Source organism: Sulfidibacter corallicola, assembly GCF_017498545.1.
In the GTDB taxonomy this organism is placed as follows: Bacteria; Acidobacteriota; Holophagae; order Acanthopleuribacterales; family Acanthopleuribacteraceae; genus Sulfidibacter; species Sulfidibacter corallicola.
In genome coordinates, this window is record NZ_CP071793.1 from 7811360 (window position 1) to 7833377 (window position 22018).

Consider the following 22018-nt stretch of genomic DNA (forward strand, 5'->3'; position numbering starts at 1 on the left):
GTCACGATCTCCGCGTCAGGGGGCTGGGTGCGCCCAGTTCCAGGGCGGCCGGTGCGGGATCGCGGTAGATCTCGAACGTGGTCTCCCAACCATCTTGGCCCGGTCCCGACACCAGGTTCCAATTCTCCCCGTAGGATTCCCGCAGCCGGGCGCGCACGTACTTCATCCCCGTGCCGCTGCCGGCGCGGGTGGCCTCGACGTCGCCGTCGTTGAACAGGCGATAGCGCATGCCGCGCGCCGTGGTTTCCAGCTCGAAGCGGAACCGACCCTCGCGGCGATGCTCGTAACCGTGGGTCAAACCGTTCTCCACCAGCGTGTGGAGAACCAGGGGCGGAATGTCCTCGCAGGCGGGGACTTCGGGCGCCTCCAAGCGGAACACGGCGTCCTTGCGCAGACTCATGATTTGGAGATGGCTTCGGCAGAGCTCCAATTCCTGGGCGAGCGGAATCGTCTTGCGATCGGCGATCTCCGAGATGGTTCGGTACTCGTCGGCCAGTGCCTGTACCAGATCGGCGGCCGTTTCCGGGTCGCGCCGCATCCAGGCCACGATCGAGGTCAGCGCGTTCATCAGGAAGTGCGGCTTGATCGAGCTCTTCAGGAGTTGGTTTTCCAGGCGGGCCGACCGCAACAGGGCGTCCTGCCGCTCCCGTTCCTTGTCGGCGAAGCGTTTGGCCAGTGCGTAGTTGAAGCCGAGCACGATCCAACTGCCGAGCCACGAGAGGGGATCGATGCCGGCCCGAATCGGCAGAAGTAAGGTGGCGATGCCCAGTGCCAGAACGGCCGCAAGGACGATCGCGCCGCTTTTGCGAAGGGCCCAGGCGCGTCCGCACATGGCGAACCCGGCCACGCCCAAATAGGCGGCTGCATCGCCCGGTGGTCTGAACGCGTAGAGGCTGCCGAAGAGGACGAACAGCGCGAGGGCACCCCAGCGCGACATCTGGAAATGGAACAGCAGCAAGGTGGCGACGGCGTAACCGGCCAGGAAGGTGGCGTGCTGCCGCCAGGCATTCTGGACGTCGTAGTAGGTCGTGTCCAACGTATCGAAGACCCAGATGTTTTCGAGAAGCAGGCGCCCGGCGAGGATGGTGCACACCAGCCCCACGAACAGGTAGACGCGCTCGTGCCGGGAATGGAAGAACAACCAGGTGTTGAGGATCAGGGTGACGAACAACAGGCCGACCAGGAAGTAGACCCGGACCTGCCAGATCCCGATCCCTTTCATCAGGTCGTCGTAGCGGCCGAACATGATTTGCGCGTCGTTCCAGAAATGGCGGTTGTGGTGGTTGGAAATGTGGATGGCGACGGTATGCGAGCCCGGTTTCACGAGGGCGGGATCGATCGGCACCGGTTCGTAAAACCGGCCCACCCGTTCGGCCGTCCGCTCGGCGCCGACCGTGCCGTTGCTGGAAAGAAGGTGACCGTCCCAGTAGACCTCGGTGGCGGAGGCCAGTCCTTCGGGACAGAGCGAGAGAATGCGGTTGCCGGCGAGGCGATCGTCCAGTTCGAGACGGGTTTGCAGCCACCAAACGCCCTGACCCCGATGGGGGGCCGCCAGGTAGGTCTCCAGCGGGATCCACTGATCTTCGGGTACCTGATCGGGATGCGCGAAACCCGCATCCTCGCAGATGTACCAACCGGTCAGGAGCGCCTGGCCGTCCAAGGCGTTGAAGAATCGGTTGGGTGTTTGGTCGGGAGTCGGCGCGACAAACCCGAAGAAGATGGCGAAAAAGAAAACCATGGCAACCGTCACTGATGGGTCGAAGCGTGGTTATTGTAGCACTGGGGTGCCCATCCAGCGGGAGGGGGGACCCGCATCGCGGGCATTCGCGCTGGATGGGCAGGGTATCAGGTATCAGGTCAGGTATCAGGGATCAGGTATGGGCGGAGACCCATGTGCCTGGATGAGGATCTGATACCTGAAAGCCGAAAGCTGAACGCGTGCCCATCCAGCCGGCCGACCCTGCCAAGGGTCGGAGTGTCTGCATCTGGATGGGCACCCATGGGCACCCAACTAGTGTCCATCCAGAAACAGGGTATTTCTGAAAATGCCCCTCTGAATCGGCAGGGTTGCCAACACCATCTGGTATCGGCAGTCAGGTATCAGGTGTCAGCTAATTACCTATGAACACGTATCTTGCTGAGACCTGACGCCTGATACCTGATCGCGTGCCCATCCAGCCGGACCGCTTGGGTTGTAGATATGATTTCGTTTCTGGATGGGCACTGACTAGTGGAGGTGGACCGCGTTCGCCTTGTTCAGGCGCGAAAGGTAGATGCGACCGTTCACGTAATCGGCGTGGGCGTCGCCGGCCAGTTGGCGCACCACCCACAGGCTGGCCTCGTAGCTCACGAGCGCGCCCTTGGAGGTGACCAGGTTGCCATCGACCACGAAATTGATCTCCTGACCCTGGACTTTCGCTTTTGGAAATTGTTGCTGTAACAATTTCTCACCGGTCAGGTAGGTGGTGGCACGGCGCCCGTCGAGCAGACCCGCGTTGCCCAGCACGAAGGCACCGGCGCAATGGCTGGTTACGTAAGCCACTTTTTTCGAGTGCTTTTGGAGAAAGGCGTGGACGCGCGGGTTCTTTTCGCCGACGGAGGCGTCCATGGAGCCCGGCACCACCAGCACGTCCAGTGGCGGGCAGGTGTCGAAGGTTACCTCCGGGAAGAAGCGCAAGCCTTCGTGGCTCTTCACCGGTTTCTTGGTGGCGCCGATCAGGACGACCTCGAACGGGCGTTCGCCGTTGGGGCCGGCCATGCCGTAGACTTCGAGCGGCGCGGTGATCTCGCTGATGGTCAGGTCGTCGTAGACCAGGACGCCGACTTTGAGCGGCGCCGCGGCCACGTGGGCCTGAATCAGGAACAACAAAGCCAGGGACGGAATCAAAAGGCGGGGAAACGTCATGTGCATCCTCCGGGATCGCTTGGTTCGGCCTCGAGGACCGTGTCGCCATGCTAGTCCCGATCGGGTGCTCGGTGCGCGTTTCGTTCGTCAACGGCATGCCGGCGTCGCGAACGGCATCCCTGCCCAAAAAAAGGGCGCGACATCGCTGGGCGTGTCGCGCCCCGAAAGGGAAGAGCCAACGGCGGTGGGCCGTCAGGTCTCGGTCGATTTGTTGTAGGCCATCGCCATGAGCGGGCCCGCCAAGCCGTAATGCACGATGTTGTAACCCGTTTCGATCAGTACGAAACCGGGGACCGAGGTCATGGAGAACTTGGCGGCGACGGCCAACGTGGAGTAGGTCCACCCGAACAAACCGGCGAGCAACCCGAACTTCAAGCCGTTTCGCAAGGCGCAGCCCGAGGGGAAAATCCGGGGATAGAGGTAGGCGAGCACCACCCCCTGGACCAGGATCGCCGCGAATCCGAAGGGGATGATCTTGTCATCTCGGTAGATCTCCAGCGTTCGGTAGTATCCGTCGAACACCACCAGGTGCCAGCCAAGGGCGGTCACGAAGGTGTAGACGACGAAAATGGCCGTGGCCGCGATGAAGGAGCGATGTTTGTTCATCACCGGTTCCTTTCGCTCACTTCATTTGCGATTCGTAGGTGATCAGCGCGAAGGAGGCGCCGAAGGGATCCTGCAACGTGGCCATGCGACCGACGCCCTCCACGGTTCTGGCGGGCTCGACGACCTTGGCGCCCCGCGTCTCGGCGGTTTTCACGCGCGCATCCACGTCGTCGACGGTGATGTAGGGCAGCCACTGGGCCGGGGTCTCGGTCACGGGAGGCAGGCCGCCCACCATTTGCTCACCGTTCTTGATCACGGTATAGGTGGCCCCGTTCGCCATCGTCTGATCGACCAGCTCCCAACCGATCAACGTGCGGTAGAAATCGGTGACCTCGCTGCGGTCGCCGCCGATGTGGCTCATCCAACTGAAGTTACCGTGGATCAAATTCGGATCTTGAGACATGTTGTCCTCCTGAATGGGTGTTCGAAGATCAATCTCGCGATTGATCACCCAGAGGACGTGGGTCGCGCGGCGATTCCGACATCGACCTCCGATTTTTTTTGAAAAAATATCGAAAGGCCTTTGTTTTGGAAGGTAACTTGTTTAAAAAGAGCTGCGAACAAACGGCGCGGGCGCCTAGCTCGATTTCGGGAAAGAAACAACGCGAAGCGAGCCGGCATGCTGTTCCTGGCTGCCAGAGAGGGTCGTCGTGCAGGGCCGGTATGGCCAGGTAGGTGCGACCGCTGGTCGCACATTCCGAAGCCGAATGCTTCAATGCTCTCCCAATGGGCAGTACTTCTTTCTTTCAAGTCTCGAACCTGCAATGCGCCGATCGCTTCGACAAGTTCAGCCGGCGGGCTTACCGCCCCTGCTGAACCTATTGGGCACGACGAATCTCTCGAAGTAAGGGCACGCCAGACGGATTCGTTTCAAGAGGGTAGGGTCAAACGAAAACGGCGCGGCTCCTCGAGGGGTGCCGCGCCGTCATTGATCAGGTCAATGGGCGGAATCAACGACCTTGCAGGTAACCCCAAGAGACGATCGGGTAGCGGTTGCCGTCGTTGGCCGAAACCTCGACGAAGACCATCTTGTCGATGCGACCGTTGATGTAGACGGGCAGCAACAGGGTTTTGTGGCCGTTGGCTTCTTCTTCGGGATCGTAGCAGTAGGGTCCGTAATCGGAGGTGGCGTTGCAGGTGGGGCCGCCACTGTCGTAGATGTGGCTGGTCAGGTAGCTCATCAAACTGGGCCAGTTGGCGTGTTGGTTGACCAGGAAGGAATGGGCGACCCAGGCGGAACGGCAGTTTTTAGAGTCGTAACCGTTGTAGAGCCCGCCGTAATTGCCGGGGGTTTGCAAATAGGCACCCTGGGTGTAGGCCAACAGGCCGTAGTCCGGATGGAAATTGAAGGGGATCGAGTGGCTGCCGTACTGATCGAGCGGGCCCAAGTCGAAATTGCCGTCGAAATCGTTGTCCTGGTTCAAGTACATGTCATAGGTGTCTGCCAGCTTGGTATAGTGCAGGTAACCGGCGCGTTCCGATTCGAAACCGATACTGACGATCTCGCTGCCCTGGGTTCCACTCGTCGACGAGACGAAGTTGAGCAGGCGCCACTGGTCGCCCAGCCTTTGCCAATAGTACTCGGTGTTGGAGACCTCGACGGTCAAATCGGCCGTATGGCCGGCGTTGTAGGTATAGGTGCCGACGACTTCCTGCATGCCGGAAGTGCGGGGGCGGGTGATTTCACCGGTTTCGCAAGGTTCGAAACGCCAATCTTCGTAATTTTCGCCATATCGCTCCACCAGGCGGTTGCGCAGGTCGGTGGGATTCTCGGAGGTGCCTTCGAAAACCGGCAGGTCGGTCAGGTTTTGGACGAAGTGGGGATTGTAGAGCCATCTCTGGCCGGTGCGTTCTTCGACCGCGCTGCGAGAGGTCGTGCCGGGGTTGATGTCGATGTATTTGTAAACGACTTCGCTGGCGCTCGTGAAATGGTATTGACCCAGGACGACGTGGGTCGTGGAGCCGGTCTTGTGAATTGTGGAAAAAACCATGTATTTACCGGTAAGATCGTCACCTGCCAAAACAGATATGGTACCGAATGCAAGAATAAGAAACGTGGTCAGTGCGAATGAAAATGAGAATCTCATGAGGGCTCACCTTATGTAAAAACGATGGAACACTGAAGCGCTTTGTCCGAGCTTCAATTAGAACAGGCCCTTTTAGAAAAGCTTCCCGCCAAGAAAATTACATTTTTCGAAACACCCCCGAATCAACTGCAACAGTGTGTTCCGGTGAATGCCGTCGTTTTCCCGGAATTTGCCGATAACATGCTCCGACCCGGTCGTGTAGCCGATCTCCTATGGGTTTTTCTATGCCGGTGGAGGGATGACCGGGTTGGCGCCCAGTTCCTCGATTTTTTGGCGGATGTGCGTCGTTTCCGCGGCCGTGCCGCCGTGGGTCAGCGCCAGCCGGAAGGCCGCGAGCGCCTCTTCGCGTCGCCCCAAATCGGCCAACAAGGCCCCGCGCACGCCGTGGTAATGGAAGTACCCGGACAGTTTCGCCTCCAGCGGTTCCAGGAGGGACAGGGCGGCCGCGGGGCCATCGACCTTGGCCACCGCGACGGCACGGTTGAGCACCACGACGGGGGAGGGGTGGACGCGTTCCAGCAGCGCGTAGAGCCGAACGATTTCCGCCCAGTCCGTCTGCTCCGCCGTGCGGGCCTGGGCGTGAACCGAGGCGATCGCGGCTTGGATCTGGAAGGGGCCCGGCTGCCGCTTGCGCAGCGCTTTTTCCAGCAGGACCGAGCCTTCCGCGATCAATCCGCGATCCCAGTGACCGCGGTCCTGGTGCTCGAGCAGCACGATGTCGCCGGACGCATCGAGGCGGGCTCGGTGGCGGCTGTGTTGGATCAGGCACAACGAAAGGAGCCCCATGATTTCGGCTTCGGTGGGGAAGAGGCGCAACAGCAGTCGGGCCAGGCGAATGGCTTCCTCGCAGATCGACACGCGGATGTGGGCCTCGCCTGCCGCGGCGGAATAGCCCTCGTTGAACAACAGGTAGATCGCGGTGCTCACCGCCTTCAACCGCTCGTCGCGCTCGGCCGAGCTGGGTGGGTCGTGGGAGATACGGGCCTGGCCCAGGGCGCGTTTGGCGCGCGTGATGCGCTGCTCCATCGTCTTGACCCGCACGAGAAAGGCCTTGGCGATCTCTTCGACGCGCAGGCCGGCGATGACCTTGAGCGCCAGGGCGACCTGTTGCGGTTTCGGCAGGGTCGGGTGGCAACAGGTGAACAGCAGCCGCAGCATGTCGTCTCGATAATCCTGGGCGTCCAGTTGGGCCACGTACTCCGTCTCGGGATCCGAGGCGACGGGCTCGGTCTCCTCGGAGGCCACGTAACGCGATTGCTTGCGGTAGCGGTCCAGGCCGATATTGCGGCCGACCTTGATCAGCCAGGAGATCCCGTCGTCCGGCACCCCGCGCTCGCCCCATGCGCGAAGGGCACGCAGCGAGGCCTCCTGAAAGCAATCCTCGGCCTCGTCCAGGTCGCGAAAGTAGCGGAACAGGGCCGCCACGACGCGCGGACGCGCGGCACTAAGGGTCGCTGATAACCAGTGGGGATCCATTCTTGAAGTTTCCGCCTTCAAAATAGGCTACGGGCCTGATTTCGACGGCCCCGGTCTCCAACGGCAGCTTCTTGACCTGCTGCACCGCGGCTTCCAGCGAAGGGCATTCGATCAGGTAGAACCCCAGCAACTGTTCCTTGGTTTCGGCGAAAGGGCCGTCCAGTACGGTGTCCTCGATGGGTCCGCCGCGCAGGGTGACGGCGGTGGTGGTCGGCATCAGTTTGACCACGGCGCCCAGCTCCTGTTGGTCGCGCGGATCGTCCTGAAAGTGGAGATGCCGGTCGAGACGCGCCTTGTGTTCCTCTTCGGAAAGGGCGTCGATCACCGACTCGGTGTCGTAGATGAGCACGGAATAAAGCATGGCCGAACTGCTCCGAAAAGTGGGAATTGGGTGTGTTTCAGCAAATCACGAGGGGCGCGGCGAAGTCAATAGGGCAGGGAAAACCGGTGGTGGGGAACGCATATCGCGTCCCCCGTCAGGCGACCGACTGTGTCGGTGTGGCGATCCGGGTGCGCCACAGGCCCAGACCGAGGGCCGCCAGCGCGGGTAACGCGGCCCACACGAGCGGGCCCAGCGTGCCGTTTTGCGGCGCCAGCAGCAGCAAGGCCAGGACGAACAACAGGCCGCGCACCCAGAGGGAAAGCGGGCGGAACCAATAGCCCGAAAGCGATGCGGCGAGCGCCAGGACCGCGCCCAACGCGAATATCAACCCAAGCACGACCGCACTCCAGGCGGCCGGTTCGTGGGTGGATCCCGGGGCCAGCATCAGCAGCTCGGGCCGGAAGATGAAGGCGTAGGGCAGCGTGAAGCCGGCGAAGCTGAAGCGGAAGGCCGCCCAGCCCGTGGGCATGACGTGACTGTCGGCGATCGAGGCCGCAGTGTAGGCCGCCAGCGCCACCGGTGGCGTGACCATCGAGAGCAGGCCGAAGTAGAAGATAAAGAAGTGGGCGGCCAGCGGCACGACGCCCAGGTCGGTGAGGACCGGGCCCATCAGCGAAGCGAGCAGGAGATAGCAAACGGCCGAGGGCAGGCCCATGCCCAGGATCAACGCGGCGACCATCATCAGTATCAGGGCCAGGACCAAATGCTTCTCGGCGAGCGGAATCAATTCCGCCGGGAATTTGATGCCGAGGCCGGTTAGGGTCACCACGCCGATGACGATGCCGACGCAGGCCGCCGCGACGACCAACGGGATCGCCTGGGAGGCCGCGCCGCGAAACACGGCCAGCAGCTCCCGCCACCCCAGTCGGGTTTCGGGTTTCAACCAACTCAGGACGAGAATGGCCGGAATCGTCATGGTTACCGAGCGAAAGGGACTGAAACCCCACAATAGCAATGCCACCAACACGGCAAACGCCGATGTGAAGATGAACACCTTGTGACGTTCGCCGGTGGATTCGGGCTCGGAGGATTCGTCGGCGGGGGCTGTCGGTGTGCCGGGGCTGGCGTCCTCCGTCGAGGCCGGCACCTCGGATGCCGCGGGAACCGATTCCGTCGAGGCGCCGCCCTCCGCAGCGAATCGGGCCGCCAGAAAGTGGACCAACAACAGCAGGGCCAGATAGTAGAGCAGGGCCGGGAAGACCGCGGCGCGCATGATTTGGAGGAAGGTCACCTGGGGCATGACCAACTCCAGCATCATGTAGGCACCGGCGCCCATGACCGGAGGCACCAGGGCCCCGCCGGAACTGGCCGCGGCCTCGATGGCCGCCGCGAAGGTTTTGGGGAAACCGGAGCTGCGCATGAGCGGAATGGTGAAGGTTCCGGTGGTGGCGGTATTGGCGACGGCGCTGCCCGAGAGCGAGCCCATCAACCCGCTGGCCACGACCGCGACCTTGGCCGAGCCGCCCTGGCTGCGGCGAAACAGGCGCTGGGCCAGGCGAATCAACGCCTTGGTCGCGCCGGTCCGCTCCAGGAAGGCCCCGAACAGGACGAACAGGAACACGAAGGTGAACATCACTTTGAGGGCGGGTCCGAACACGCCCTGGCTGTGCAGGAACGACTGGCTGACGAGCCGTTCCCAATCGTAACCGCGATGAGGAAACAGCCAGGACGGCATGGCGCGACCCTGCCAGCCATAGAGCAGAAAGGCGCTCGAAAGCAGCGGCAAGGTCCAGCCGATGGCGCGCCGCGTCGCTTCCAGGATGAGCAACAGACCCACGGCGCCCGCCAGGATGTCCCACCGGGTTTCGATTCCCGCGCGGTTGCCCAGCGGCAGGTCGTTCAACCACAAGGCGGCACACCAGGGTTCGGTCTGGACGACCAGGAACCCCAGCGACAGGATGCTGAGCCCCACCAGCCCGAAATCCAGGATTTGGGCCCAGGTGTGATCGGCCAGGGCCGGGTGGAGCGGGCGTTTCAGGAAACACAGGACCAGGCCGAACATGGCGAACAGCGCCAGTTGCGATTGGGGCTGCATCTGCGGGTAGTTGACCTCCGCCAGGACGAACAGGCAGAGGGCCACACCGGCCCCGATTTCAAGGCCGCTTTTCAGGCGCGCCAACATGCGTGCGCCTATTCGGAGGCTTCGGCGGGCGACGGCGTTTCCGGCCAGATGCCCGACTCGGTGTAGAACCGAATGGCGCCGGGATGGAAGGACAGGCCCGTCGAACGCGGTGCGTTTTTAGGGTTGATGGCCTTGCCGGCCGGGTGACGTCGCACCACTTCGTCGCGGTGCTCGTAGATTCGCTTCGTGAACTGGTAGACCAGTTCCTCGGGCGTCTCGGACGCGGTCACCAGGATCATCGAACCCACGTTCAGGCCCTTGAATTCCGTGTCCATGCCTTTGTAGGTGCCCGCGGGAATCGTGGCCCCCACGAAGAAGGGATAATCGGCGATCAATTTTTGACGGGCCTCTTCGTCGAAGGGGATGAAGTGGATGTCTTGGCCGGCACAGGCCTGGGTGATCGAGGCCGTGGGCACCGCGCCGCCGAGAAAGGCCGCGGCGGCGGATCCGTCCGCCAGCATGTCCACGGCACCGCTCTGGGTGGCGTAGACCGGGGTGAAGTCCTCGTAGGTCACCCCGTGAGCCTGGAGGATCGGGCGAATGAAGAATTCGAAGCCCGCACCGGCCGGGCCGACGACCACCCGTTTGCCTTTCAGGTCGGCGATGGTTTTGACGCCGGAAGAAGCGGGCGTCACGAACAAGGCGACGTTGGGGGCCAGGGTCATGACGGAGCGAATGGGATAGCTCTTGTCCCAACCGTCCTCACCGCGCACCGCGAAATAGGCGATGGCCGCGTTGGCGAGGGCCATGTCCAGTTCGCCCTTGTCCAGGCGGCGGATGTTTTCCTGCGTGCCCTTGGTGGCTTCCGCGCTGACTTCCCAATTCAGGTCGTCCTGGAAATCGCTGGCCGTTTGGGCGATGGCGCCGCCCACGACGAAAAAGGCGCCACCGGGCGGTGCGGTCCCGATGCTGAGAAAGGTGCGTTCGGGCGCGGATTTTTCCGAGGTTTGGGCCGTAGGGGTTTGATTACAGGCCACAAGGGTGATCAACGAACTCATGACCAGTAGGCGACCAAGGATAGTGGAAACATGAACGGAAAGATGTGTCTGCAATGGTTGATCCTCTAATTTGAACATTCGCACGTTCCCCTCGTCATTTCTCGTTCGGGACAGGTTCCGGCTGGGGGGGGTCGAAACGCGAAAAGGCGATTTGGGAGCGTACCGCAGGGGGGGTGAAACAAAGCCCCTGATCATCAATAAATGCTGGAAAACCACGGGGGAACCTGTTTAGAGTGAAGCTTTCATGTTAGAACCAAATGGTGTTTACGTCAATGCGGTGACAAGGGTTCCCAACACCGCATCAACAGAGCGATGAGCGCCGTTTCCGCTGAATTGCCAGACACTTCTCCGCCTTGGATGCCAAGGCGTGTCACGCGCGCTTGCGTTTTTTGAGAATTTCGTCAGAATTTGCGCTGAATCGGCCCTTTCCCCCTCGAAGCCCACCGCCGCGATGCCCCCCCGGCGGTGTTCCGATGAGTCGCGATTCGATCGTGTCCGGGTCATGGACACCGACATCGCGTTTCGCCACGGGTCGGTCCCGAAGAGCTGCCATGAATACCTCCGATACACCCTCCAAATTGGAGTCTTCCTATCAAGATCTCGAGGAACTCGACCGCCACGTGGTCCGCCTGCTGGTTCTCATGCAGCACGGCTTCACGTCGAATCAGGCCGTCAAGGTCCTGAACCGGCTCAAGATCTTCGGCCCGGATGGCGTCTATTTTTCCGTCTACACTTTCGACAAATACCTGAACGCGCTCTGCAGGCGCCAACCGGTTTTCGAGGAGCATCTTCGCCGAGCGCTGAACGGAAATCCCGCGCAGGGACGAAAAAAACGTGGATTTCGGGAGGCGTTACCGGACATTTTCGATGTACCGCTGCACACCCTGGTGATGTGGGACCTGGTTTCCCAGGGGATGTACGGTGCGTTCGCGGAGACCATTTGTCAGGTTTGTTTCGACCCCCATCGGTACCGGCGTCTTGACAGTGACATGCAGCGGCGGGAAATGATGCTCACGCTCTGGCTACCCGAACGCGAGCGCTTCGAGCCCTATTTTCACGAACTGAGGGCTATCGCCGCCAATCCCCACGTAGGTCGGTCGGTAAGCGAAGGACTGATCCGTTTGTTTCGGTCCTTTTCACCCGATTTGGTTCCCCTGATGAACCCGCACATCCAAGTGGATTATTTGAGTTTTTTCTTTCGGTACGCTTTGGATCGAGGGATGGACAGCGCCCCTTACCTGGGTCATGCCCACACGTTGTTGCACAGTGATTTTGCGCTGGACCGGAGAAAGGCCTTCGTACTGACCCAGCAGGTGTTGACCATCCAATTCCTCGAAGGGCAACTGTTCGAGCAATCTCCTTCATGGGAGGACCTGGATGCCCAAACCGGTCACTTTTGGCAGTGCTGCGTGGCGATGGCGCAGGGCCGCTTCGACGAGGCCCTGGACCATTTCGAACGATCGATGGCCGCGCCCGCTCCCGTGTCCCGGACCACCTGGTGCAGCCACAAGGGCCTGTTTGCCCTGCTGCCCATGCTACTTTGTATCTGCCGAAGCGATCGCGAAGGTGTGTTTCGGTTGGAACCCTTGCTGGAGGAGGCACTGAATCCCTTCCCCAGCCTTTTGGACGATTACTTCAGGGGTTTCCTGGCCTGGATGGCATCGGGCGGGAACGCTACGGTGATGTTTCCGTTGATGCGGCCCAGGCTCTCGGGGCCCGCCGTCGTCGACAGGATGCTGATCGATTGGATGTGCAACCTGATCCAAACCTGGACCGCCCCTTCCGCGAAAGCGCAACTGCAGGAGCGAACCTTGACCCGGGTCCAACAATTGGCGGAAGCGGAGACCTACCCGTGGCTCGTGATGGAAATGCAGGCGATCATCGGCGATCAGGGCCTGGCACTGACATCCGATGTCGTGGATGTGGCGGCGCAGATTCGCGATTTCGCGGAGCGAACCGGCACCCAACCCCTGCTCGGTCTGATGCGGGTGGTTCCCCGCTGGGAACGGTGCCTTTCCGTGCTCGAACGAATGAACGTGAGTGGCGCGGATGGGCCCGATGTGCACGATCGGCGCCTGATCTGGTGCATCGACCTCGACAAGCACGCCTACAACCAGGTTTACCCGCGCGTGCAGAAGCTCAATGCCAAGCGCGGTACCTGGAGCCGAGGGCGCGAGATGCGGCCCGAACGCATCGTCCTGGATCTGTGGGAGGAACCCTTTCTCAGCAATCAGGACCGCCACGTCATCAACCTGCTGGAAGCACTTCGCGGTTACGACGCGCGCCACGAGGGCATCACCGTGGGCCACCTGTTGCACGAATTGGCGGGCCATCCGCTGGTGTTCGAAGAAGTCAAGAAGCTGGTGCCCGTCGAACTGGTGCGCGGCGAGCCGCAGCTCAGCTTGGCCGAGGGCCCCGACGGCTATCGCGTGACGATGTCGCCCGCACCGGAGGAGTTGCGCGAGGAGAGATATGTCCTCGAGCGACAAGGGCAGTCGCGCCTGATCGTGACCCTGTTCGACGAGAAACATCTCCAGTTGGCTCAGGTGTTGAACGCGGGACTGACGGTGCCCAAAACCGAGCGATCCCGCTTGGAAAAGGTCGTCGCCAACTTCGCGCCGGTCATGACGGTGCACTCCGACATCGAAAGCGCGGAATTGCGGCAAGTGGAGGGCGACCCGACGCCGCACCTGCGTCTGGTGCCCCGTGGCGAGGGCCTCGAAGTGCTGGTGGTGGTCAAACCGCTCGGCGATCGGGGTCCGCACATGAATCCCGGCACCGGCAGGTCTTCGGTCATCGTGGAAGTCGACGGCGAACGGGTCTGCGCCATGCGCGATTTGGGCGCGGAGCAGAGGCTTCTGGACGAAGTGGTTCAGGCCTGCCCGCACCTGGCGCCCTTTGCGGACGACACGCCGCCGTGGTTCCTATCCGAGCTGGAAGAGTGCCTGGAGCTCCTTTTGGAACTTCACGAACTCGGTGACCGGATCCTGTTGGAATGGCCCGAGGGCGAGGCCTTCCGCGTGGTGGGCCGAGTGTCTTCCGGTGATATGAAGATCCAGGTGGGCTCGGCCCGCGATTGGTTCGCCATCAAGGGCAAAGTGGTGGTCGACGAGGATCGGGTGCTGGGGATTCGCGAATTGATTCGCATGTCTCTGGAGGGCGAGGGCCGATTCGTGGTTCTGGACGAGGGGCGGTTTTTGGCCTTGACCCAAGATTTCCGCAAACGCCTGGAGGAACTGGATGCCTTCTCCGAGCCCAACGGCAAGGAGGACCTGCGCGTGCATCCGCTGGCCAGCTTCGCCCTGGAAGACGTGCTCGCCGATGCGGGCGAAGTGACGACCGACGGCGCCTGGCGCCAGTTTCGCGAGCGGATCGCCGAGGGCGAAGTCCTCGAAGCCGAGGTGCCCTCCACCCTGACGGCGGAGCTGCGCGACTACCAGGTGGAGGGGTTCCGGTGGTTGGCGCGCCTGGCGCATTGGGGGATGGGTGCCTGCCTTTCCGACGACATGGGTCTCGGTAAGACGATCCAGGCCTTGTCGCTCATGCTGACTCGCGCGCCGCAGGGGGCGGCCCTGGTGGTCGCGCCGACCTCCGTCTGCCTCAACTGGGAGATCGAGATTCACCGATTCGCCCCCACACTCAGGCCGCGCATCCTGGCCCAGGCTTCGGATCGCGCCGAAACGATCGCGACCGCCGGTCCCTTCGACGTGCTGATCTGCAGCTACGGCCTCCTGGTGAGCGAGGCCGAGGCACTGACGTCGCGCACCTGGCATACGAGCGTGCTGGACGAGGCCCAGGCCATCAAGAACCCCGCGACGCGGCGCTCCAAGGCGGCGATGAAGCTCGTCGCCGATTTCAAGATGATCACCACCGGCACGCCGATCGAGAATCATTTGGGCGAGCTTTGGAACCTGTTCCGCTTCATCAATCCCGGACTGCTCGGGTCCCGCGATCGGTTCAACACCGATTTCGCGGCGCCGATCGAAAAGCTGGGCGACCGCCGCGCACGCATGCGGCTTCAGAAATTGCTGCGGCCCTTCATCCTGCGGCGCATGAAGCACGAGGTCTTGGAAGAGCTGCCGCCGCGCACGGACATCGTGTTGCACGTGGAGTTGAGCGAGGCCGAGCGCGACCAGTACGAAGCCCTGCGACGGGACGCGCTCGATCAACTGGCCGAGCCGACCACCAAAGGCCAGGGCGCCCGCCACCTGGAAATCCTCTCGCACATCATGCGCTTGCGCCGAGGATGCTGTCATCCCCGCCTGGCTTTGCGCGAGAGCCGGCTGGACTCGGCCAAGCTGAAGGTTTTCGGCGAGGTATTGGACGAGTTGCTGGTGAACCGCCACAAGGCACTGGTCTTCAGCCAGTTCGTCGATTACCTGCACATCATTCGCGACGATTTGAACGGGCGCGGCGTGGCGTACCAGTACTTGGACGGCAGCACCCCCCAGGTCGAGCGCCAGAAGCGAGTCAACGCCTTCCAGGCGGGCCAGGGCGAAGTGTTCCTGATCAGCCTGAAGGCGGGCGGCACCGGCTTGAATCTGACCGCCGCGGACTACGTCATTCACATGGATCCCTGGTGGAATCCGGCGGTCGAGGATCAGGCCAGCGATCGCGCCCACCGCATCGGGCAGCAGCGGCCGGTGACGGTGTACCGGCTGGTGGCCAAGGACACCATCGAGGAGAAGATCGTGGACCTGCACCGCCACAAGCGCGATTTGGCCGAGAGCCTGTTGGACGGCGCCGATGCCGGCACCCGCCTCAGCGCCGACGAGTTGCTGGCCCTGCTCCGCCAATGAGCGAGCGGTGGAACCTATTCGGTTTGGTCTCTCTCCAGGTCCAGATAAACGGCCAAATTGAAAAGAAAACGGGCAGCCGCCCCGCTCTTGCGGGACCGGCTGCCCATGGTTGCCCATCGAGTAGGGTTACTCCTGGGTTTTGGGTTCGAATATCGTTTTTATCTCTTCTTTCAGGTCTTCCTGTGATGCTTTGGCCGCGAGATTGGGCTTTTGTTTGGGGTTGGCAGTGGCTTCGGTTTTCGAATACTTCGGGATGGGAACCGTTTTGAGTTCCTCGCTACTGTCGTAGTCGGTATCCGAGTCGTTGGAAGGATCAGGCACGTAGGATGCCGACGGATATACATCGGTGGTGCTGAACTGGCGAATGGTCGGGTGATACATTTCCCGGAATGTCCGTTCATGAACACTGAGTTGCCCGTCGTTCAAGGTGACGGTGCGGCGCAATGCCTCATTGGCCTTTTGGGTATCCTTACCGATCCGGACATGGGAATAGTTGGTCCCTTTGGTCGACTCGTTGGTGCCTCGATTGCCATCGACTTCGACGGTCTGACTCGCCCCCTTGTAGTTGGCCTGTCCCGTTCGCAAGCCGCCTGAAACCAAAAGGTGAAGGTCTATAGGTTTTTTGGGGTCGTGTTTCAACCGTTGTTCCAGAACCCCATAGGAGGCATCGAGACAGATTTCGATCCCCATGTTCAAGTTATGATCGAATACCGGGGTAGGGGTGTTCTCGAGCACTTTGTCGATGTCTTTTTGCTCCGCTGCCATGGTGAGCCCGTTGACGCCGTTCACCACCCGCTGGAGGTTCATTTGGCCGGCATTTTTGAGCGCGTAAGAGTCGGGACAATCCGCGGTGGAAATAGATACCTTGGGAATGATCTGCGATTTTGCGTCTTTACCTTTTCCGCCTTCGACGGTCAGGCACTCGTTGGAGACACGCTTCCAGATATAGGCGTTTCGATCGGGAAGGGCCTGATCGTTCTTAACCAACTCCCCATTCTTTTTGAGGCGACTGTTAAACGAATCCGTCTCTTTTTGCAAATCAATCAATCTCTTGTTGAGGGTTTTAATATAGCGTTGATGGGTTTCAATTTTCCCCTTGTTTGCGATGAGTGTCTTGACCGCGGGGCTTTTGCTCCTGAGTTTACTCAGTTCGCTTTCCATAGTCTTGATGTCCGCTCGAAGCGCTTTGATGTTTTTCGAGTGATCGTTTGAACTCGATTTCTTAGTAGTATTCAATGATTTTTGGCGCAGCCGTTCTCTCAGGCTCATCTTGTTCCGGTTGTTGTTCGACTTCTTTGCGCCACTTTCCTGCTTGGCTTCCTGCAAAAGAACATTCAGCTTCGTTTTCGATTCAGCCACTCTGGAAAGGAGGGATTTTGCGGTTTTAAACTCGTCGCCGCCCTTGAGATCCTGGATTTCATTTTGAAGTGCCAGGATATTGGCTTTGCGGTTCTGTATCGAGGTTTTGGCATTCTCTATTTGATCGTTGTTCTCTTTGACTCTGTCGTTCCATTCTTGACTGCGTGTATTGAACGCCGAAATCTTATCGTTTTTCCATTTCATCTCGGGATAGGTCATGGTCGAGGGAAGGACGAAGTCATAGGCAAAATCGATGAGCGCTCGTGACGACTTGTCACCGCTGGTGACGAGTTTCAGCGTTTCGAGCACCTGGGTCGCCAGTTCACGCCTTGCCTTGTTGTGTTCCGCCGCGGAGGTCAGGTGAAGATAATTTGCGTTGAAACTCGATATTTTTTTACCAATGCCGCTTTTGGCGTGCCTCATCAGGCCGAGCAAGGCGTCGATCGCTTTCTCTCGGTTGGCAGGTGATGACTCGTCCGCGAAGAGCTCGAGAATTTGTTGGGTGTCTTTATCGCTCGTCAAATCCTTCGCCAAATCATCGAACCCGTCGGGCCCACCACTGTAATGATCGAAAAACCTCAGTCCTTTTTCGATGCCCACCGCTTTGATGGAGTTGGCCACCACCTCTTTGCTCAGTGACCCGATGCCCTGTCGGTCTTGAGGGGCATCGTTCTGCTCCTTGGACTCCGCAGGACCCTGATCCTGAGCTTTTGACCTCGCGATGCTCAGGTGAAGGCCAATCGTGTTCAACAATGCTCGCCCACTGGAAATATCGCCCTTGAACGTTTCGTGCTCGGGCCCGTGCATATGTTCGTAGGCCGCCTCCAACTCTTCCGTGGACACATTCAGGCCGCCCACTTCATCCACGGCTTGGGAAAGCTCCTTGAGGTCGTCGGCCTTGATGCATTCGGCAGCTTTGGGGGGCGCGATGCTGACCATGGTTCCGAACACGAAGATGACGTTTTTGAAATCTTCGGATTGACTGCCTTCCATGAGTAGGTTGTACACCAAATCCCTCTCGGACTTGGTGAGGGGTCCTCCGTCCGGGGCCATCCAAGTGAATTCTGGCTGAGCAAAAATCCGCGTGGTGCCATCTCGATGGGAAATCCCGGTCAGGTTCGCGTTCTTGGAATCCAGCAATACGCGCACGTTGTCAAAGTAACTTTTCACCTGATCCCTGAGCTTCTGCTCTCGCTGATCCTTGGTCAACCGTTTCTCGGGAGCCGCGAATTCCACATTTTGAGTCGTGGTATTCGCCGACATGACGACCTGAAATCTCTTTTTTCCCGATAGATCGTTTGCTTTATTGGAGATCAGTACCTGTTGGTTACTATGACCTTTGGTTTCCTTGAATTTGAAGGATTCTGTCGGGCCGCTCATCTTTGAGGGGGATTGAAGCGCAAGATTCTGATTCGAAGAATCTTCGAGACGGCTCGTCGCGGTCGGATCCGGTTTCGATTTTGAAGCGCTTGGGTTCCCACTCATGAAGCCGATTTGGTTGAGATTGTTGAGTGGTCTCATGACGATTCTATGGTTGTTATTGCCAATAGGCTGATAAGTTTTCATCATGGGGATTTTGTTTGCCATGCTATCCTCTGCTCTTTGAATAGTATTTTCGTGATACTAGGTTTATATTCGGTGCCCACCCTGAAAAGGGTCTTGTGAATCCCTTTAGGCGAAGTTCATGAAATTGACCAATTGGTGGTTTTCCCAGGGGGCGTCCCCCGCCGATGGAGACGGATCGGAAACTTCCTCGACCTTCAGCTCCCGCCGCATGTGTGAAGCCGTCTGGAACAGGTTGGAGACGATATTTTGAAACATCGTGGCATCGGTCTCCGAAACCGCTTTGGAAAAACAGAGCATCAAGCTTTCGTCGTTCGGATCGATCGCCACCGAAGCACCGCGCGTTTCCTGTTGGAACAAATTCAAGGTCAATGCTTGATAGAAGACTTGTTCCCGATTGGTATGCGGCAGGGCCAGGATTTTGGCGTTGAGGAAAAAGCAATCGCTGGTGGGCACCGCATGGACTTCCATTTCGGTTTCATCCGCGTCCACCAACGGGCAACAGCCGTGTTCATCCAAGGTCAAAGTGGCGCCACTTTCTGCGCCTAACTCACTCAGCCAAGTGTTGATTTGGTTCATGGTCTCGTTCATTTCATTACTCCTTGGTCGTGCCTATGATTTTTTCGTTGAGCGAATTCCGTGGATCATTGGGAGGCAAGGCACAGGGCCATTTCCCAATGGGTGGACTCCTGGATGGGCGCATGCCTGAGCCGGAATCCCCGGGATAGGTAGAGGTCGACCCGTTCCAGCCGTTCACGTGGGACGCGCGCGACCACGGAGCAGTCAGGCTGAAGTTGGGTCAGCGCTGCGAGAAATTTGTGCAGGACGATCTCCACGACGTCCTGTTGCGGTTGGGTGAGGTCAATGTGAATACCACCGAGTTGAATCGTTTCATCGGTTTCGATCTTGTAGGTCATCCAGCCAATGATGTGGGCGTCACGGAATATCGCCACGTTGTTCACCCTGCCGTCGGAAAAACAGGCAGCGGCCATGTGATGTTCGGGATGGTCCGTTGGTTGGTGGCCCGCGGATGACGTCCGCAACCGGTAGATTGAGGGCCACATCGCGGGTGTCACCGCGCTCAAAACCACCTGGGGGGAGATCGACTCATCGCGCACAGATGGGGTTCGCGGTGTTTTGTGGTGTTCGAATCTCGGGAACCGTTCTTTTCGCCAGCGGTCGAACCACGTTCGTTGGGTGTCGATTTCAAAGATTCGGGAAACTCGTGCCGCGAGGACCGAGGAGATCCCTCCGGCGGTGACGTCTCGTGCAAAGCCGGCTACCCCGTGGCAGAAATCTCGAACCGAGTGAAGCACCCGTTGCTCTGCGACGACCATGCGAAGCACCCGCAGGTCGCGATCGTCGTGGATCGCGTGACCTTCGGCATGCTTCAGTCGCGCTTCGTTTTCCGATAGCTCTCGAGTGAAGGACGCCAACTTGTCGTCGCAGAGAGCGGCCGTGATGTGCAGGGCCATGCGCTCGTGATCGATGTTCGTGAACTTTCTACCGAGTAGGGCATCGTACTCGCGCTCGGTTTTCGGGTTGGCCAGGGTCACGTGGATCGCGTCAAGCGTTTCGGCCAGGCCGTCGAAGTTCTTCGAGGAAAGTGTGAAAGTTCGCGTTTCTTCGCCTTGGAACAGGCCCCGCTTCGTGAAGTAGTGAGGATCGACGAGCGGCAGGGAGACCGTGATGCGTGTCTGGTCTTCCTCGATACCGTCGGGAATGAATCCATATCCCGCAAAGAATCGCGCTTTCGATTTCGCGCCGTAGTGTAAATAGAGCTGCTGGCCTGCGCGGACGGCATCCGTCACGTTCAACACCATGGCCGCCCGATCCTCTTGGTAAACCCACCGGGTCACGGCAGTTTCCGAATGGTTGCCCATGTCCAGAAACGGGATCATCGCGGGCACGACGCCGCCGCGGCGGGAAGGGACCGCAAAGGCGCGGGTATTGATGGCGGTCATGGCCCAGGAAAACTCGGCCAGGCTGAACACGAATCGGGGAACCGATGTTTTGAGCAGGGCGTGGTCCTGCTCGATGGCATCCCGTCGGGTTTGCACCCAATCCAAAATGTAGGATCCATTCAGGTCTGCGAGCCTTTCTTTGTCGAAGAAGAGCGGGACTTCGTCGAAGCTTTTGGGCAAGGTCGCCAGGTAGGGCGCCCAAAAGGAATCGGGCCGATGCAACTCCACCAGAATGAACGCCGCGAGTGTCGATTGTTTCAAGGCCGGCGTGATCCCGGATTTGACGATTTCCTGGCCGATCGGCGATTGGGAGGCCCTGTCACCGCACATCATGAACCGGCGTCGGATTTCGAGGACCTGATTGCCTTTCCGTACATCGCTTCGACAATAGAGGCCGCGATGTTCACCAGCGCTTGTTTTGATTTCCACCTCGGGGAACCGGCAGCCTCCCCGTTTCAACCATTGCTGCATGCGGGACATGGCGTCGGTTTTGGGTGGCATGATCGCGTGGCTCATGATGTCTCTCCTCACGTTGGTTTATGCGCGTCGTGCGACATCCCATCGATCCTGTCCCGCGGTTCCAAGGACGCCATCGAGGCACAGCGGTGCCGTTGAGGCGCCGGACCCATGGGTCGCGGCCTCCTGGGGTTTCGATGCTGCCTCATCCGGAACGGTGCGCTATCGCGCGGGCCGGTGAGTGCGTCGATCGAGGTCGATGTCGCCGGGGGGGCGGCTGTTTCCGCTTTCCTCGCCCCGTCATTTGGTAAGACCGGAAGGAGCCTGGGAAACTGCGCATTTTTTTTCAATAAAATTGGAAATTTTACAACTAGCTCAAATATAAGTGGTTATATCTGTGGGATGTCTTTCGTGGGATACGGATTCGGAGAACGTGCGCCAACGGCGGGGCGCAGTTGCAGAAATGATTCCCCGGCTGGGATCCCGAGGGGCTTCAACGGATAGGGCGAGTGCCTCGGGAGGTTCCGCCCAACATGTGGCGACCGCGAGCCCGTTTCTCTTGGATAGCTTCGTTGGGGCCGGTTTGAAAAGTAGGTGCTCGTTACTGGATCTCAGTGTAAGCCAGAGCTCTTTCCGCGACCAGATGCGGTTCGCTCGGCTCTTGGACCAGTTCGAATAGAGGGCGGGTGCGAAACGCGAACGCGACCCGATCCTCGTTGCCGGGGATCGGGTCGCGTGAACCGTCATGGCTCCGGAGCCAACGCGACGCCGGGTTGCCGATTGGAAAAAGGGGTGACTAGTTCCCCTCTAAGTTCTGGCCGTACCAGACGCAAAGATGGGCCTTGCCATCCTTGCGGTTGGTGAAGCCCACGTGGCATGAGAGCGCCTGGTCGTTGTCCAGGCCATTGATCGTGTCGAGCCCGAACCGATAAAGCTGGATGTAATCCTTATCGGAGTACTCGTCGGCATCCGTCCAGTTGGTCAGGAAGGCGGAGATATTGGAAATGTCGCCATTGGAGACGTAGTAGACGATGCCGCGAGCATTGCCGTCTTTTTTGTCGCAAATGGCAACCTTCGCCTTGCTTGCTTGGGCTGGGGATAGCTTGAGAAGGAAGTTGGTGACTTCCTTGATGACCTCTGAAATGTGATCGTGGCTGAAGTCCTTGTAGGCCCAGGTCAATTTGGTCATGCTGTCTTCCGAAGTGGTTTGAACTGAAGTCGTGGTCGTCATGCTTTATCTCCTTAGGATTCATCGTGGTAGTTGGTCGAGGTCTTTTGACCGGGGTGAACGATTGACAGGT

14 protein-coding genes are annotated in these 22018 nt (G+C 59.8%); 1 reads left to right on the forward strand and 13 read right to left on the reverse strand.

Translation table 11 applies throughout. From position 1 onward, the window contains the following. Nucleotide 1: 1 nt before the first annotated feature. The 9 genes from J3U87_RS24010 to J3U87_RS24050 all read right to left on the reverse strand — a co-directional run bounded on the left by J3U87_RS24010 (nt 2) and on the right by J3U87_RS24050 (nt 10576). The gene (locus tag J3U87_RS24010; protein ID WP_237378319.1) at nt 2–1738 is read right to left on the reverse strand and encodes a histidine kinase; all 1737 of its coding nucleotides are present in this window, start codon (nt 1736–1738) and stop codon (nt 2–4) included. A gap of 489 nt (nt 1739–2227) precedes the next feature. Beyond that, nucleotides 2228–2905 (reverse strand): DJ-1/PfpI family protein, encoded by a 678-nt coding sequence (locus J3U87_RS24015; protein WP_237378320.1) that lies wholly within the window; start codon nt 2903–2905, stop codon nt 2228–2230. 192 nt (nt 2906–3097) lie between these two features. Continuing rightward, on the reverse strand, nt 3098–3511 hold the full coding sequence (locus J3U87_RS24020) for a hypothetical protein (protein WP_237378321.1): 414 nt from the start codon (nt 3509–3511) through the stop codon (nt 3098–3100). A gap of 16 nt (nt 3512–3527) precedes the next feature. Then, nucleotides 3528–3914, reverse strand: a complete 387-nt coding sequence (locus tag J3U87_RS24025; RefSeq protein ID WP_237378322.1) for a VOC family protein — start codon at nt 3912–3914, stop codon at nt 3528–3530. Nucleotides 3915–4461: 547 nt separating this feature from the next. After that, a complete protein-coding gene (locus tag J3U87_RS24030; protein WP_237378323.1) occupies nt 4462–5502 on the reverse strand; it encodes a hypothetical protein in 1041 nt (346 codons plus the stop codon). A gap of 318 nt (nt 5503–5820) precedes the next feature. After that, the gene (locus J3U87_RS24035) at nt 5821–7074 is read right to left on the reverse strand and encodes an RNA polymerase sigma factor (protein WP_237378324.1); all 1254 of its coding nucleotides are present in this window, start codon (nt 7072–7074) and stop codon (nt 5821–5823) included. Further along, nucleotides 7043–7435 carry a YciI family protein gene (locus J3U87_RS24040; protein WP_237378325.1) on the reverse strand — a complete coding sequence of 131 codons (393 nt, stop codon included), beginning with the start codon at nt 7433–7435 and terminating at the stop codon, nt 7043–7045. Before J3U87_RS24040 ends, J3U87_RS24035 begins: the two co-directional genes overlap by 32 nt. A 115-nt stretch (nt 7436–7550) precedes the next feature. Further along, a complete protein-coding gene (locus J3U87_RS24045; protein WP_237378326.1) occupies nt 7551–9578 on the reverse strand; it encodes a TRAP transporter permease in 2028 nt (675 codons plus the stop codon). A gap of 8 nt (nt 9579–9586) precedes the next feature. After that, nucleotides 9587–10576, reverse strand: a complete 990-nt coding sequence (locus J3U87_RS24050) for a TAXI family TRAP transporter solute-binding subunit (RefSeq protein WP_237378327.1) — start codon at nt 10574–10576, stop codon at nt 9587–9589. A gap of 551 nt (nt 10577–11127) precedes the next feature. Here J3U87_RS24050 and J3U87_RS24055 point away from each other — a divergent pair. After that, a complete protein-coding gene (locus J3U87_RS24055) occupies nt 11128–15375 on the forward strand; it encodes a DEAD/DEAH box helicase (RefSeq protein WP_237378328.1) in 4248 nt (1415 codons plus the stop codon). Between the two features lie 126 nt (nt 15376–15501). Here the strand turns inward: J3U87_RS24055 and J3U87_RS24060 are convergent, their stop codons facing one another. The 4 genes from J3U87_RS24060 to J3U87_RS24075 form a co-directional block, all read right to left on the reverse strand. Continuing rightward, entirely contained in the window at nt 15502–18321 is a 2820-nt protein-coding gene (locus J3U87_RS24060; protein ID WP_237378329.1) for a hypothetical protein, read from the reverse strand. 84 nt (nt 18322–18405) lie between these two features. After that, nucleotides 18406–18888: a CesT family type III secretion system chaperone gene (locus J3U87_RS24065; protein WP_237378330.1), complete on the reverse strand. Its 483-nt coding sequence runs from the start codon at nt 18886–18888 to the stop codon at nt 18406–18408. 53 nt (nt 18889–18941) lie between these two features. Further along, nucleotides 18942–20777: an SET domain-containing protein gene (locus tag J3U87_RS24070; RefSeq protein ID WP_237378331.1), complete on the reverse strand. Its 1836-nt coding sequence runs from the start codon at nt 20775–20777 to the stop codon at nt 18942–18944. A 736-nt stretch (nt 20778–21513) separates the two neighbouring features. Then, nucleotides 21514–21948: a hypothetical protein gene (locus tag J3U87_RS24075; RefSeq protein ID WP_237378332.1), complete on the reverse strand. Its 435-nt coding sequence runs from the start codon at nt 21946–21948 to the stop codon at nt 21514–21516. Between the last annotated feature and the right edge of the window lie 70 nt (nt 21949–22018).

Coding starts and splice junctions, on each gene's coding strand:
- J3U87_RS24040 (WP_237378325.1), bottom strand. CDS start 7,435: ATGCTTTATTCCGTGCTCATCTACGACACCGAGTCGGTGATCGACGCC.
- J3U87_RS24030 (WP_237378323.1), bottom strand. CDS start 5,502: ATGGTTTTTTCCACAATTCACAAGACCGGCTCCACGACCCACGTCGTC.
- J3U87_RS24075 (WP_237378332.1), bottom strand. CDS start 21,948: ATGACGACCACGACTTCAGTTCAAACCACTTCGGAAGACAGCATGACC.
- J3U87_RS24015 (WP_237378320.1), bottom strand. CDS start 2,905: ATGACGTTTCCCCGCCTTTTGATTCCGTCCCTGGCTTTGTTGTTCCTG.
- J3U87_RS24055 (WP_237378328.1), top strand. CDS start 11,128: ATGAATACCTCCGATACACCCTCCAAATTGGAGTCTTCCTATCAAGAT.
- J3U87_RS24060 (WP_237378329.1), bottom strand. CDS start 18,321: ATGGCAAACAAAATCCCCATGATGAAAACTTATCAGCCTATTGGCAAT.
- J3U87_RS24045 (WP_237378326.1), bottom strand. CDS start 9,578: ATGTTGGCGCGCCTGAAAAGCGGCCTTGAAATCGGGGCCGGTGTGGCC.
- J3U87_RS24035 (WP_237378324.1), bottom strand. CDS start 7,074: ATGGATCCCCACTGGTTATCAGCGACCCTTAGTGCCGCGCGTCCGCGC.
- J3U87_RS24010 (WP_237378319.1), bottom strand. CDS start 1,738: ATGGTTTTCTTTTTCGCCATCTTCTTCGGGTTTGTCGCGCCGACTCCC.
- J3U87_RS24065 (WP_237378330.1), bottom strand. CDS start 18,888: ATGAACGAGACCATGAACCAAATCAACACTTGGCTGAGTGAGTTAGGC.
- J3U87_RS24020 (WP_237378321.1), bottom strand. CDS start 3,511: ATGAACAAACATCGCTCCTTCATCGCGGCCACGGCCATTTTCGTCGTC.
- J3U87_RS24050 (WP_237378327.1), bottom strand. CDS start 10,576: ATGAGTTCGTTGATCACCCTTGTGGCCTGTAATCAAACCCCTACGGCC.
- J3U87_RS24025 (WP_237378322.1), bottom strand. CDS start 3,914: ATGTCTCAAGATCCGAATTTGATCCACGGTAACTTCAGTTGGATGAGC.
- J3U87_RS24070 (WP_237378331.1), bottom strand. CDS start 20,777: ATGAGCCACGCGATCATGCCACCCAAAACCGACGCCATGTCCCGCATG.